A 14005-nucleotide genomic window follows, 5' to 3' on the forward strand; every position below is an offset into this window, starting at 1 on the left:
TGCGGGTCCCAACCTCGAGTTCTCTATCCCTCGTTCGATTGCAAGCCTTCACGGCACAAATATGAGAAATACGTAGGTAAAGAACACCACAATATGAACCATTCCGGTCAGGAATGTCGTTCTTTCGGTGCTGAAGCTTACGCTGCAAATGAAAAGCGCCAGGGCCAAAAGTACCGCATCAGCCGCCGGAAGCCCAAGGGTCAACCCTCGGCCTGTCAGCAGGCTGGCGGCCGCGACCGCCGGTATCGTCAGACCGATGGTGGCGCAGGCCGAACCCATCGCAACGTTGAGGCCGCGCTGCAGCTCATTGTTGAGCGAGGCGCGAACCGCCGAAATGGCCTCCGGCATCAAAACCAGCCCGGCGATCATCGCTCCCACGATACTGTCGGCCTGGGTCACCTGGTAGGCAACGAGCGTGTCCTCGACACCGGCGGCGACCTGCTCGGCCAGCATGACGATGCCGATCAGCCCGCTCAGCAGCAGCAGAACGCCGACAGAAAGGCTTTCGTGAAGGGCAGTTCGCATCGAAACGTCGTGCGCCTGTTCCTGGACGAAGTCGTCCCGGTGCCGAACGGTCTGGGCGAACACGAAGCTTGCATAGAGCAGCACCGAAAGGACGCTCACAAAACCAAGCTGGCCCGCCGAAAACGTGCCTGGATCCGTCGTCTGGGTGTAGGTCGGCAGGACAAGCGTCATGACAGTCAGCGCGATCAGAACCGCGAGATACGCGCTGGTCCCTTGCCGAACGATTGCCTGCTTGCGATGACGCCAGCCGCCAAGCGTGAGACACGTACCGACGACGCCGGTAGAGATAATCATCACCGTCGAGAAAACGGACTCGCGCGCCAATGTCGGGTTGTTCTCTCCATGCAGCATCATGGAAACGATGATCGACACTTCGATTGCCGTCACGGCAAAGGTCAGCACCAACGTCCCGTACGGCTCCCCCACGCGCCGGGCCACTGCCTCGGCGTGGTCGAGCACCACGAAAATGGTGATGAACATGATCGCACTCGAAAGCGCTCCAACGACAATCCTGATGTTCAGCGAACCTTCGTCCACCGAAAGGCCGCTGGCTCTGACCGCGACAGCCGTCACCAGGGCGGCCAATGGCATCGTGTAGGAAGTCACCGACCGCGCGAAACCAGTCATTGAAGCCCCTGCGTTTCCGCGAATTTAGCGGAAAAGCCTGTGGGAAGCACCCCAGCCGACATCATTGCGAAGTGGACGGACCGATCGCCCGGCGTTCGACTTCTTCCGGGAAGCCGATCCGCTGCTGCCGAGGATGCTCGAGGAGTTGCGGCGCCGGCTGTTCCAGCGCACCGAAACCTCGAGATGCCGTGGTCTACGCCGTTTCCCGCCCCGGCAATGACCAACCTCAAAGCATCCGCGCCAGGACTTTACGCGTGCGTGACGTGCTCCCCCTTGCCGGTCTAGGGTGAGGCGGCTTTAGGAAACGATCGAACGGCTTCTGGCATCGACGGTGTCAATCGCCTTGCGAACCGCCGTGCAGAATTTTCGCAAAAGTTCCGGTTCGTTCCCCAGCCGCTGGCGCAGGGAGAATGGTATCTCCAGCTGCGCTCCTTTGCCGGTCAATCCGCGATTGACGATGTTCAAATCGCCGATGCCTGGAAAAATATGGTTGTCCTTTTTTGTATTGAAGCCGGCTTCCTGAAGACGTCCAACTAACTCTGTAATCAGCGCAGCATCCTTGCCGCCCAAATAGACTGTCAAGGGATCGTCCCGATCCTGGCGACCATGGATAGCAACGACAATCGACTTCGCCCGCACCAAGTCGAGCGCGGATTCCTCGTCAAAGTTATTTGACGTTATGTGCAACTCGCGATTGTTGTGCGGCATCACTCCTTCAAAGCAATACAGATCCAGATCGCTCCCTGCCACCGTCTCGGCAATCAGGGAGGTGCGGGGCTCGATCTTCCCACCGTGCGGGGCGAGGACGATCGCATTGCCGGTTCGAGCGCCACGCCGCACGACGATGCGATAGTCCACGTTTTCGATTTTGGCGGCCTTCAGCGCCGCGAAATTTGGGAACTCGTTGTCCATAATCCCATCCAAACGCGTGGTCGGCAGTTGCGCTTCGAGCGCGTTTTGCGAAGGCTGAATATTTCCGGATCAATCCCGCCTCACGCCGTCTTCTGCGCCACCAGCCCCAGTTCCTCCACCATTGCCTCGCGCATCAGGAATTTCTGCGGCTTGCCGGTCACCGTCATCGGCAGCTCGGTGCGGAAGCGGATATAGCGCGGCACCTTGTAATGCGCGATCTGGCCGCTGCAGAAGGCCTTGATCTCCTCAGCGGTGGCGATCTGGCCGGGCTTCAGCACGATCCAGGCGCAGATCTCCTCGCCATATTTGTCGTCGGGAATGCCGAAGACCTGCACTTCCTTGATCTTGGGGTGGCGGTAGAGGAATTCCTCGACCTCGCGCGGATAGACGTTCTCGCCGCCGCGGATGACCATGTCCTTCACCCGGCCGACAATGTTGCAGTAGCCCTCCGCGTCGATCGTCGCGAGGTCGCCGGTGTGCATCCAGCCGTCCGCGTCGATCGCCTCGCGGGTCTTTTCCGCGTCGTCCCAATAGCCCTTCATCACCGAATAGCCGCGCGTGCAGAGCTCGCCCGGCTCGCCGACCGGGACGGTGGCGCCATCGGCGCCGATCGCCTTGACCTCGACATGCGGATGGATGCGGCCGACCGTGGAGACGCGCTTTTCCAGGGGGTCGTCGACGCTGCTCTGGAAGGAGACCGGACTGGTCTCGGTCATGCCATAGGCAATGGTCACTTGCGCCATATGCATCAGCGACACCACCTTCTTCATCACCTCTATCGGGCATGGCGAGCCGGCCATGATGCCGGTGCGCAGGCTGGAGAGGTCGAAGCTACGGAAATCGGCATGATCGAGCATGGCGACGAACATGGTCGGCACGCCATAAAGGCCGGTGCAACGTTCCTGCGCGACGGCCCTGAGCGTCGCGCCCGCATCAAAACCTTCGCCAGGGAAGACCATCGTGGCGCCCTTGGTGACGCAGCCCATCGTGCCCATCGACATGCCGAAACAATGATAGAGCGGCACAGGGATGCAGAGCCGGTCGTCGACGGTGAGCTTGATTGCCGAGGTGACGAAGCTGCCGTTGTTGACGATGTTCGAATGGGTGAGTGTCGCGCCCTTCGGCGCGCCCGTCGTTCCGCTGGTGAACTGAATGTTGATGGCGTCGCCGGGCTTCAGGCTTTCGGAGATGCGATCGAGGCTGTCATGCTCGTCGCGTCCGGCCATTGCCAGCACATCGCCGAAATTGAACATGCCGGGCGAGTTGTCCTCGCCCATGCGGATGACGATCTTCAGCGATGGCAGCTTCTTTGCCTCGAGCTTGCCGGGCTCGGCCTTGGCGATCTCCGGCGCCAGCGTCTCGATCATGCCGAGATAGTCGGAGGTCTTGAAGCTGACCGCCGTGACCAGCGCCTTGCAACCGACCTTGTTGAGCGCATATTCCAGCTCGCTGAGCCGGTAGGCCGGGTTGATGTTGACCAGGATCAGGCCGATGCGCGCGGTGGCGAACTGCGTCACCAGCCATTCCCAACGGTTGGGCGACCAGATGCCGACGCGATCGCCCTTCTCCAGCCCGAGCGCCAGGAAGCCGGCGGCCAGCGCGTCGACCGCATCCGACAGCTCGCTCCAGGTGAAGCGCTTGTCTTGGCCGACGAAGACGGCGGCATCGAGCGTGGCGTATCTGCTCACCGTATCGGAGAACATTTCCGGAATGGTTTTGTCGAGCAACGGCGTCGAACGGTCGCCCGAGACATGCGCCCTGCCGTCCATCGGAGCAATGAAGGTGCCATGCGTTCCGCGCCCGCGCAGATTGGTGGCGTTCATGAGCTCGTCGAGTTTGATCGCCATCGCCGTCACCTCCCGGGATGAGCCAGCCTATCAGCCTGCCGGGACGGTGGAAACCCGCCGAAGGTATGGGTTAAGCGACCAGCGCAGCCATCTTCGTGGCGATGCCACGCAACTGTGCCTCATCGGCCGCGTCGCGGACCTTCCTGGAAGCAACGAGACAGGCTTGCGACTTCAGGATTATTCCATCGCCCAGCACCTTGAGATGGTTGGCGCGCAGCGTCGAGCCGGTGGTGGTGATGTCGACGATGACGTCGGCAAGGCCGGCCGCCGGTGCGCCTTCGGTGGCGCCGAGGCTTTCGACGATGCGGTAGACCTGGATGCCGTGCTTCAGCGAAAAGAACTGCTGGGTCAGCCGCCAGTATTTGGTGGCAATCCTGAGCCGCCGGCCATGACGTTGGCGGAAATCGGCGGCGACATCATCGAGATCGGCCATGGTATCGACGTCGAGCCAGATATCCGGCACCGCCACGACGACATCGGCATGACCGAAGCCGAGACGGGCAACGATCTCGGCGCGTGCTTCCCAGTCGGCGAGGTTCTCGCGCAGCAGATCCTCGCCGGTGATGCCGAGATCGACCGCGCCCTGGCCGATCTCGCCAGCGATCTCGGACGCGGAGAGGAAGGCCACCTCGACATTGTCGAGGCCCTCGATCCGGGCGCGGTATTTGCGGTCGTCCTCGGGCAGAGCGACCGCCAGTCCGGCCTTGGCCAGGACTTCAAGCGACTGCTCCTTGAGACGGCCCTTGGATGGGATCGCCAGCGTGATCATCGCGTGGGCTCCCGTAATGCTTCGATGCGGTCGAGCCAGACCGAGAAGCCGACGCCGGGGATGGGCTTCTTCGCGCCGAGCAGCGTCAGCAGCCGATCGTAACGACCGCCGCCCGCCAGCGGACGGTCGCCACCTTGGGCAGCAATCTCGAAGACGAGACCGGTATAGTAATCGAGCGGACGGCCGAAGGCGGCGTCATAGCGGATCTTTTCGACCGGCAGGCCATGCGCCGCGATCGCCTCGGCGCGGGCGGCGAAATTTTCGAGCGCCGCGCCAAGGGACAGGCCGGCAGCGGCGGCGAATTTTTCCAGCGCCTCAGTTGCTCCGCCCAGCGCGACGTCGATCTCGAGAAATCCTTTCAACGCCGAGAACGCCTCGTCGGACAGCCGCACGCTGCGCAGTTGCGCCTTCTCGATCAGCCGCCGCGCGATGTCGGCCGGGGCGCGGCCCGAGGAGGCCGACAGCCCGGCCTCTTCCATGCCGGCGGCGATATAAGCGGCGAGGCCGTCGGTATCGCTGTCGAGCACCAGCAAGGCCACCGGACCCGACAGCTGGCTGTTGCGCGGCGGATTGGCGAGGTCGGCAAGGGCCGCTTCCAGCATCGACGCCGAGCCGAAGGCGCGGGCGAGGCGCATGCGCCAGCCACGCGGCAGGCCGAGCGCGGCCAGCACCGCCTCGAACAAGGTCTGGTCGCCGAGCGTGATGGCGAGCGGCACGCTGGGCAGCACCAGCGAGAGCAGCGCGTGCGCGTCGGCCAGCGAGCGCGCGTCAGCGGCGGCGGTATCACGATCGCCGAGATCCTCGATGCCGGCCTGGAAGAACTCGTTGCCGCCCTCGCGGCGCTGTCGGAACACCTCGCCGAGATAGGAATAGCGCCGCGGCGTGCCGGCCTGGCTGGCGATGTGGTCGAGGCAGACCGGAATGGTGAATTCGGGCCTGAGGCAGAGCGTCTTGCCGGTCTCGCTTTCGGTCAGGAAGATGCGGCGGCGCAGGTCCTCGCCCGCCATGTCGAGGAACGGGTCGGCCGGCTGCAGCACGGCCACCTCGACCGCGTGGGTGTCGCGCGCGGCGAAGAGTTTTGCGACGTCGGCGGCGATGGCGGGATAGCGGGAAGTCATAAACCGCCACCTCCCCTTCTCCCCTTGTGGGAGAAGGTGGATTGGCGCGCAGCGCCAAGACGGATGAGGGGTGCTGGAAGGAATGAGACGCCGGCGCTCCCTGGAACACCCCTCATCCGACCGAGCTTCGCTCGGCCACCTTCTCCCACAAAGGGAGAAGGAGAGGTTGGCGCCCTACTTCCCACGTGCCCGCTCCTCGGCCTGCGCTGCCAGGATCTTCTTCACCTCGGCGACCAGCTCGCTCTCCGCCACCGTCACCTGCGCCGGGCGCGCGGCGCGCCATTCCGCGTTATCGGTGATCTCGGCCGACAGGCGCGCGCCTTCGATCAGGTCCTTGATCTGCACCTCGCCCTTGACGCGCTCGTCGCCGCCCTGGATGACGGCGATCGGGCTGCCGCGACGGTCGGCATATTTCAGCTGCGCCTTCATGCCGGCGCCGCCGAGATACATTTCCGAGCGAATGCCGGCGGCGCGCAGATCGGCGACCATCTTCTGGTAGCGGCCGAGGCTTTCCGTATCCTTATCCATGACCAGGACGACGACCGGCGCAATGACGTCGGAAGTGTCGAGCTTGCCGAGGTTCTTCAGCGCCGTCATTAGCCGCGAGACGCCGATCGAGAAGCCGGTCGCCGGTACCGGCTCGCCGCGGAAACGCGAGACCAGCCCGTCATAGCGGCCGCCGCCGCCGACCGAGCCGAAGCGCACGATCTGACCTTCGTCGTTGGGGATCTCGGCCAGCAGCTCGGCCTCGAAGACCGGGCCGGTGTAATATTCGAGGCCGCGCACGACGGAGCGGTCCATCGCAACGCGGTCCTCGCCATATCCTGCAGCCCTGACCAGAGCTTCAATCGTTGCAAGTTCGCCGACGCCTTCCTGATACACAGCGTTGGCACCGACGGTGGAATGCTGGCCAGCCTGTCCGTTCCTTGCCGTTGCGAGAAGAACCGCTTCGGCCTGCGCGTCATTCAGCCCCGCGCCCTTTGCGAAATCGCCTTCGCCTTCCTTGCCGCCATCCCATCGTCCCGGGCCAAGCAGCAGCCTCACGCCTTCCGGCCCGAGCTTGTCCAGCTTGTCGATGGCGCGCAGCACCGTCAGCCTGCGCCCGGCATTCTCCTCACCGCCAAGCCCAATCGCCTCCAGCACACCGTCCAGCACCTTGCGGTTGTTGACGCGGATGACGTAGTCGCCGCGCTTGATGCCAAGCGCCTCCATCACGTCGGCCATCATCATCGCCATCTCGGCGTCGGCGGCGACGCCCGGCGTGCCGATGGTGTCGGCGTCGAACTGCATGAACTGGCGGAAGCGGCCGGGGCCCGGCTTCTCGTTGCGGAACACCCAGCCGGACCGGTAGCTGCGATAGGGTTTCGGCAGGCGGTCGTAATTCTCGGCGACGAAACGCGCCGTCGGCGCCGTCAGGTCGTAGCGCAGCGACAGCCACTGGTCGTCATCGTCCTGGAACGAGAAGACGCCTTCGTTCGGCCGGTCCTGGTCGGGCAGGAATTTGCCCAAAGCATCGGTATATTCGATCATCGGCTGGTCGACCGGCTCGAAACCGTAAAGCTCATAGACCGAGCGTATAGTCGCCATCATCTTCTCGACGGCGCGAATGTCTTCTGCGCTGCGGTCGGCAAAACCGCGCGGCAGGCGCGCTTTCGTCTTTTCCGATTTGTCGGCCATGGATGGGTCTTTTCGCTATGTGAACGCTGACTTATTTCGAGCGGGCGTGTCCTAGACGATACCGCCTTGGGCGGCAAGGGTTGGCGCCTTCCCTTCTCCTTGTGCGAGAAGGAAAGGCCGCGCCTTCGAAACAAAACGGCGCCAAGAACGAAACAATTGCGTCACCAGCGCGGCATGCTGCCGACACAATCAAGGACCATAAAGCGCGCCGAAATAAGGGTTCGGGCCATGACGACCACGGAAGACATCATCGAGAGCAAGCCGGTTGCCAAGCTCCGGCCGGCCGGCAGCGCCACCCCCAAGCCGGCGCAGCAGCCCGCAGGGCCGTTCGAGGTCGTGGCGGAAGCCCACAGGCCGACGGTGCGCGACGCGCTGGTGACCGGACTGCTGGTGATCTACCCGGCCTTTGCCGCCGTGGCGGCCATCATCGCCGGGCTGTTTCTGACAAGCGCCGGCAGCCTCTAATCTTGCCCACCCTCCAATCTGAGGACGCGTAGCGTCGGAGGCGATGAACTCGGTTTTGCGACCCGACCCGCGCCTTCGGCGCGACCTGCCCACAAGGGGGCCATAAGGGGCAGGTAGAGGTGACGCTATTTCGGTCTCTTGAACCTTTGCCGCTCGGCCTCCACCTCTGCCCGGCAGACACAGCCTTCGAGATGGTCGTTGACCAAGCCCATCGCTTGCATAAAGGCGTAGACGGTCGTCGGGCCGACGAAGCTCCAGCCGCGCTTCTTCAGTTCCTTCGAGATCCGGACCGAGACCGCCGTCGTCGGATTGGCGCGCAGATGGGCGAGGTCGACAACCGTCGGCCGCTCGTCAGGCCCCGGCTCGAACTTCCAGAACCAGGCGGCCAGCGAGCCGAATTCATCGGCCATTTCACGGGCGCGCCCGGCGTTGTTGATGGTCGAGACGATCTTGCCGCGATGGCGGATGATGCCGACATTGCCGAGCAGACGCTCGACATCCTTGTCGGTGAACGCCGCCACCTTGTCGAAGTCGAAATTGGCGAAAGCCTCGCGGAAATTCTCGCGCTTGCGCAGGATGGTCAGCCAGGAGAGACCAGACTGGAAACCTTCGAGGCAGATCTTTTCGAAGAGCCGGCGATCGTCCGCTACCGGCCGGCCCCATTCATGGTCGTGATAGTCCAGATAGTCCGGCAGATTGCCGTGCCAGAAGCAGCGCGTGATACCGTCGGGGCCGTCGAGCAGGCCGGCATGTTCTTGTTCCATTGTCGGGAAATCCGTCCGTTAATGCGCCAAAGCGTCGGTTTTACGGTGGCTTTACCAGATTCCTGAACCGGCCGGTAACCACACCACAAAGTTTACTGACAAGTCGGCATTTTACGCATTTCGATTCATGTTTTGCTTGCCGCTCAGCGCCAAGGATCGCCACGCCGAGGCCTTTTCCCCCTGCCTCGGACGAGTTCGACGATCAAGGTGCGTTCCGATGAAGACAGCGTTCACTTTCGTGCTCGGCGCAGCCGCGGTGCTTGCCGCCGGCGCGACGACCTCTTTCGCCAATGACCGTTATGCCGACAGGCCGCCCGTGATGGTGAGCCCCGACCTTTCAGCGCCTTGGGTGCTGCAGCTCGGCCATGCGCCAGGGATCGTGCGCCCGAGCCGCCAGGCGACCCAGCAGCCGCTGCGGCGGCTTTTCCAGGCGCAGCCCGACCAGCGGCGCACCGCAGCCGTGCGGCAGCCTGCCAAGCGCATGGTGATGCGGCCACAGATCAACCCGATCTACCTGCCTCAGGAAGTCGCCTATGACGGGCCGCAGAGGCCGGGCACGATCGTCATCGATACCCACCAGAACTTCCTTTATCTTGTCGAGAAGGACGGCAAGGCGCGCCGTTACGGTGTCGGCACCGGCAAGCCCGGTTTCGAATGGTCGGGCACGCACAAGATCACCGACAAGAAAGTGTGGCCGGACTGGCGCCCGCCGGCGGCAATGATCGCCCGCGAGGCGGCCAAGGGTCGCTACCTGCCGACCTATCTGGCCGGCGGCATCGAGAACCCGCTCGGCGCGCGCGCACTCTATCTCGGCAGCACGGAATACCGCATCCACGGCACCAACCAGCCCTGGACGATCGGGGGCGCGGTGTCCTCCGGCTGCATCCGCATGCGCAACGAGGATGTGGTCGACCTTTACGAGCGCGTCAATGTCGGAACAACCGTCGAGGTGATATAGTAACTGCGAATCAGCCGGTTAGGCGGCGCTGAGCAGTTTTGGCGGTTGCTGTTGCCCCCAAGCCATAGCGCGGTTTGGCGAGACATGCTTAGACTGGCATCGAGCTAACGGGGGACGGGCCGTGTGGGGATACGGTCAGTCACGAAGGGCAGCACGGGAGACCGCGCTGCCCTTTTCGTTTCAAGCCCGTCAACGGGTCGCCCCGGAAGCAGCATGTTTCGCATTCGGGGCTGATTTCCCAGCGCAACTCTGCTATTGCAGCGCACAATCTTGGTTTTACGCAATTCCGGACGGAAAACCGCCCTTCTGGAGTTGCTCCAGAAGGCAGAGGTTCCACCTATGACCCGGTCCGACGACAGCCGCTATCTCAGGGGCGGTCCGGTCGCCCAGCGCATCATCGCTTCGGTACGCGAGGAAGCGGCCATCGCCACAGCGGAAGGCTTCCCGCCGAAGCTGGTCTCGATCACCGTCGGCGACACCGACGCGGTCGACGTCTATGTGCGCAACCAGCGCGCCAAGGCCGGGCTTGCCGGCATCGGCTTCGAGGAACGGCGCTTTGCCGCCGACATCACGGCGGGCGAGCTGGAAGCCGCCATTCACGGCCTCAACGCCGATCCGCGCGTCACCGGTATCATCATCCAGCGGCCGGTGCCGGCGCATATCCCGATCAAGACGCTGCAGGCGGCGGTGCACCCGCTGAAGGACGTCGAGGGCATGCATCCGGCCTCGATCGGCAACATCGTCTACAACCAGCTCGATCTCGCGCCCTGCACGGCGGCCGCATCGGTCGAGCTTCTCAAGGAGACCCGCCTGGACCTCAAGGGGCTCGAGGTGGTGGTGGTCGGCCATTCCGAGATCGTCGGCAAGCCGATCGCCTTCCTGCTGATGAGCGAGGGCGCGACGGTGACGGTGTGCCATCACATGACGCGCTCGGTGGCCGCGCATGCGCGGCGCGCGGACGCGCTGTTCGTCGCCGTCGGCAGGCCGCGACTGATCAAAGCCGAGATGGTGAAGCCCGGCGCCTGCGTCATCGACATCGGCATCAATTCGGAAATCGGCCCGGACGGCGAGAGCCGCATCGTCGGCGATGTCGACACCGAGAGCGTCAAGGAGGTCGCCTCCTGGATCACGCCGGTGCCGGGCGGCGTCGGCCCGCTGACGGTGGCGATCCTGCTGCGCAACACCATGGTGGCGCTCAGCCGTCAGCGCGCGCTCTACCGCGCGACCTACGGTGTGGCGGACCAGCTGGCGGCTGAGTAGCTATTCCGCGCCACCCAGGCTGTTCTCGGAAACGCCATCGGGCTTCGGGCCGCCATAGGCCCAGTCGAGCAATTTTATCGTGTGCACCACCGGCAGCTTCGCCGCGGACGCGATCTGCGTGATGCAGCCGATATTGCCGGTGGCGACGATCTCGGCGCCGGTCGCTTCGATATTTTTCACCTTGCGGTCGCGCAGCTTGGCCGAAATGTCGGGCTGCAGGATGTTGTAGGTGCCGGCCGAGCCGCAGCAGAGATGCCCCTCGCGCGGCTCGCGCACGACGAAGCCCGCCTTGGCCAAAAGCTCCTTCGGCTGACGGATGATCTTCTGGCCGTGCTGCATCGAGCAGGCGGAATGATAGGCGACGATCGTGCCCGGCTTGCGCACCGGCTCAGGCAGGTCGAGGGCAGCGAGATATTCGGTGATATCCTTAGCCACCGCCGAGACACGAGCCGCCTTTTCCGCATAGGCCGGATCGAGACGCAGCATGAAGCCGTAATCCTTGATGGTGGTGCCGCAGCCGGACGCGGTGATGATGATGGTGTCGAGCCCGCCCTGGTCTATCGCGCGCGTCCAGGCGTCGACATTTTGCCTAGCCGACGCAAGAGCCTGATCCTCGCGGCCCATGTGGTGCACCAGCGCGCCGCAGCAGCCCTCGCCTTCCGGCACCACGACCTCGACGCCGAGCCGCGTCAGCAGCGAGACGGCCGCCTCGTTGATGGCGGGATCGAGCACCGACTGGGCGCAACCGGTGAGGATGGCGACGCGGCCGCGTTTCGTGCCCTGCCCCGCATGCACCCCGGGCGAGGCGATCGGCGATGCCGGCGGGATCGACGACGGCGCAAGCTCTAGCATGGCGGCGACCGGCTTCAGGGTCGGCAGCTTTTCCAACAGGCCGATCAATGGCCGGCCGAGCTGGGCGAGCTTCAGCGCGGCGCGGAAGCGGCCTGGATAGGGCAGCACGAAAGCCAGCATGGCGCGGATCAGCCGGTCGAGCAGCGGCCGTCTGTAGGTCTGCTCGATGTGGGCGCGGGCATGATCGACCAGATGCATGTAATTCACGCCTGACGGACATGTCGTCATGCAGGCAAGACAGGAGAGGCAGCGGTCGATATGGGTGACGATCTCCTTATCCGCCGGCCGGCCGTTCTCCAGCATATCCTTGATGAGATAGATGCGGCCGCGCGGCGAATCCAACTCGTTGCCGAGCGTTACATAGGTCGGGCAAGTCGCGGTGCAGAAGCCGCAATGCACGCATTTGCGCAGGATCTTCTCCGATTCCGCGACATGCGGGTCAGCGAGCTGCGCGGCTGAAAAATTGGTCTGCACGAAAAATGTCCTTATCGTCTAAGCATGATCTTTTCCGCAAACCGGTTTCCACTTTGCTGGATCATGCTCTCATTGACCGAGAAGCCAGCTTTGCGGGTCCCTGATCGGCTCGCCACGCTGCAGCGCCTGCAGGCCGAGAATGCAGCGGACGATGAACCAGACGGCAACCGCAAACATCAGCAGGAAGCCGATCGCGAGCATCATCAGGACCACCGAGATCAGCGCGTAGAGAAGGCCGATCCAGAACGTCCTGATCAGGAATGTGTAGTGGCTTTCGACATAGCCGCCCGCCTTGCCGCGATTGATGTAGGCAAGCACGAATCCGATAATGCCGGTGACGCCGACCACAAGGCTGGCGAGATAGAGAATGTAGATGACCAGCGCGTTGGTCTGGCCCGGCTCAAGCCAGCGATCGGTCTGGCGCGAGCCGCTGCCCGGGCCTGGATTGGCATTGCTCATGGTGCTGCTCCCTCCGTTGACTGAGGAAGAGTAGCAGAGCTGGAAGTAGGCGCCATGCGGCCGGGGTTGAGAATGTGCTTCGGGTCAAACTCGGCCTTGACCCGCGCGGAAAGCGCCGCCAGATGCGGCGGTTGCGGTTCGAAAACGGGGAGCGCCGCGCGATGCGAGGCAGACGCGCGCGCCAGCGTCGCGTGGCCGCCGCCATATTTGCGAATAAGACCGCGCAGCAGTTCCGCCTCTGGGTCGTCCTCGCGCATCGAAAGCCACACCAGCCCGCCCTGCCAATCATAGAAGGCATCGACCGCCGCCTGCATGCGCAGCGCCATCACCATATGATGCGCCTCAGACGGCGGCATCGAGACGCGCCAGACCGGCCTTGCGGCACCATCGGCGAAGGGCGCGCAGTCGCGGATGTCGCGCCAGATCGCCTTCGACGCTTCGCCGGCAATTTCCTGCAGCGGGCCGGCCTTGCTGAGCAGGTTTCGCAATGCCTCGGTACGGTAGACGACCGAGGGGCCAAAGCCTTCGACGCGCAGCAGCGTCGCGGCATCGCTGCCGAGATGGCCGGCGGCGACGCGCGCCGCGATCCGCTCGGGCAGGTGCGCGGCGCTCGAGACCTCGGCGCTGGAGCCCAGCGCCAGCGCCATAGCCGCAACGGCAGCATCGTCGAGCAGGCCTCGAATGGCCAAAGTCACCTCGGTTTCCGCCGCCGGCAGCACCTTGAAGGTGACGTCGGTCAGCACGGCAAGCGTGCCCCAGCTCCCCGCCATCAGCTTGGAAAGGTCGTAGCCGGTGACGTTCTTGACGACCCGGCCGCCGGACTTGAAGGCTTCGCCGCGGCCGGAAACCGCCGATATGCCGAGAATGTGGTCGCGTGCCGCACCCGCCTTGAGCCGGCGCGGACCGGATAGGTTCGAAGCCAGCACGCCGCCCAGCGTTCCCTTACCCGGCTCGCCGCCGAGCAGCGGCCCGTAATCCATCGGCTCGAAGGCGAATTGCTGGCCGTTCTCGGCAAGCAGCTTTTCGACTTCGGCGAGTGGCGTGCCGGCGCGTGCCGAAAGCACCAGCTCGGCCGGCTCGTAGAGCGTGACGCCGGTGAGCGTCGACAGGTCGAGCGTATGCTCGGTCTGCAGCGGCCGGCCAATGCCGCGCTTGGAGCCATGGCCGAGGATTTCGAGCGGGCTTTCCTCCGCGGCGGCCCATTGGATGGTGGAGAGGACTTCGGCGGGGCTGGATGGGGTGAAGGTGGTCATTGCAATCTCCGGTTCCTCCCCCCGCGAAGCGGGGGCGAGGAACCC

General features: G+C 64.2%; 13 protein-coding genes. 3 read left to right on the plus strand and 10 right to left on the minus strand.

The window, feature by feature from the left end; all coding sequences use genetic code 11:
* Positions 1-48: 48 nt before the first annotated feature.
* The 6 genes from CK222_RS16530 to hisS form a co-directional block, all read right to left on the minus strand.
* Positions 49-1152, minus strand: coding sequence for an ionic transporter (locus tag CK222_RS16530; RefSeq protein ID WP_095801070.1), 1104 nt, complete (start codon positions 1150-1152; stop codon positions 49-51).
* 297 nt (positions 1153-1449) lie between these two features.
* Positions 1450-2064 carry a poly-gamma-glutamate hydrolase family protein gene (locus CK222_RS16535; RefSeq protein ID WP_095801071.1) on the minus strand — a complete coding sequence of 205 codons (615 nt, stop codon included), beginning with the start codon at positions 2062-2064 and terminating at the stop codon, positions 1450-1452.
* 80 nt (positions 2065-2144) lie between these two features.
* The gene (locus CK222_RS16540) at positions 2145-3911 is read right to left on the minus strand and encodes an AMP-binding protein (protein ID WP_095801072.1); all 1767 of its coding nucleotides are present in this window, start codon (positions 3909-3911) and stop codon (positions 2145-2147) included.
* Between the two features lie 70 nt (positions 3912-3981).
* Positions 3982-4680, minus strand: coding sequence for an ATP phosphoribosyltransferase (gene hisG / locus CK222_RS16545; protein WP_095801073.1), 699 nt, complete (start codon positions 4678-4680; stop codon positions 3982-3984).
* A complete protein-coding gene (locus CK222_RS16550) occupies positions 4677-5798 on the minus strand; it encodes an ATP phosphoribosyltransferase regulatory subunit (protein ID WP_095801074.1) in 1122 nt (373 codons plus the stop codon). Before CK222_RS16550 ends, hisG begins: the two co-directional genes overlap by 4 nt.
* A gap of 174 nt (positions 5799-5972) precedes the next feature.
* Positions 5973-7475: a histidine--tRNA ligase gene (gene hisS / locus CK222_RS16555; protein ID WP_095801075.1), complete on the minus strand. Its 1503-nt coding sequence runs from the start codon at positions 7473-7475 to the stop codon at positions 5973-5975.
* Between the two features lie 228 nt (positions 7476-7703).
* On the opposite strand from hisS, the gene CK222_RS16560 reads away from it, so the two are divergent.
* Positions 7704-7940 (plus strand): hypothetical protein, encoded by a 237-nt coding sequence (locus tag CK222_RS16560; protein WP_095801132.1) that lies wholly within the window; start codon positions 7704-7706, stop codon positions 7938-7940.
* Positions 7941-8065: 125 nt separating this feature from the next.
* Here CK222_RS16560 and CK222_RS16565 read toward each other — a convergent pair whose 3' ends face one another.
* Positions 8066-8704: a DNA-3-methyladenine glycosylase I gene (locus CK222_RS16565; RefSeq protein ID WP_095801076.1), complete on the minus strand. Its 639-nt coding sequence runs from the start codon at positions 8702-8704 to the stop codon at positions 8066-8068.
* A 217-nt stretch (positions 8705-8921) separates the two neighbouring features.
* Between CK222_RS16565 and CK222_RS16570 the strand changes: the two genes are divergently transcribed.
* Together CK222_RS16570 and CK222_RS16575 are read left to right on the plus strand one after the other, a co-directional pair.
* Complete coding sequence (locus CK222_RS16570) at positions 8922-9662, plus strand: L,D-transpeptidase (RefSeq protein WP_095801077.1); 741 nt, start codon at positions 8922-8924, stop codon at positions 9660-9662.
* 339 nt (positions 9663-10001) lie between these two features.
* Complete coding sequence (locus CK222_RS16575; protein ID WP_095801078.1) at positions 10002-10922, plus strand: bifunctional 5,10-methylenetetrahydrofolate dehydrogenase/5,10-methenyltetrahydrofolate cyclohydrolase; 921 nt, start codon at positions 10002-10004, stop codon at positions 10920-10922.
* On the opposite strand, the gene glcF is transcribed toward CK222_RS16575, so the two are convergent.
* The 3 genes from glcF to glcE all read right to left on the minus strand — a co-directional run bounded on the left by glcF (position 10923) and on the right by glcE (position 13960).
* The gene (gene glcF, locus CK222_RS16580) at positions 10923-12248 is read right to left on the minus strand and encodes a glycolate oxidase subunit GlcF (RefSeq protein ID WP_095801079.1); all 1326 of its coding nucleotides are present in this window, start codon (positions 12246-12248) and stop codon (positions 10923-10925) included.
* Positions 12249-12317: 69 nt separating this feature from the next.
* Positions 12318-12707: a DUF4870 domain-containing protein gene (locus CK222_RS16585; protein ID WP_095801080.1), complete on the minus strand. Its 390-nt coding sequence runs from the start codon at positions 12705-12707 to the stop codon at positions 12318-12320.
* Positions 12704-13960, minus strand: coding sequence for a glycolate oxidase subunit GlcE (gene glcE / locus CK222_RS16590; RefSeq protein WP_095801081.1), 1257 nt, complete (start codon positions 13958-13960; stop codon positions 12704-12706). Before glcE ends, CK222_RS16585 begins: the two co-directional genes overlap by 4 nt.
* Positions 13961-14005 lie beyond the last annotated feature (45 nt).

It is taken from the genome of Mesorhizobium sp. WSM3866 (assembly GCF_002294795.1).
GTDB lineage: Bacteria > Pseudomonadota > Alphaproteobacteria > Rhizobiales > Rhizobiaceae > Mesorhizobium.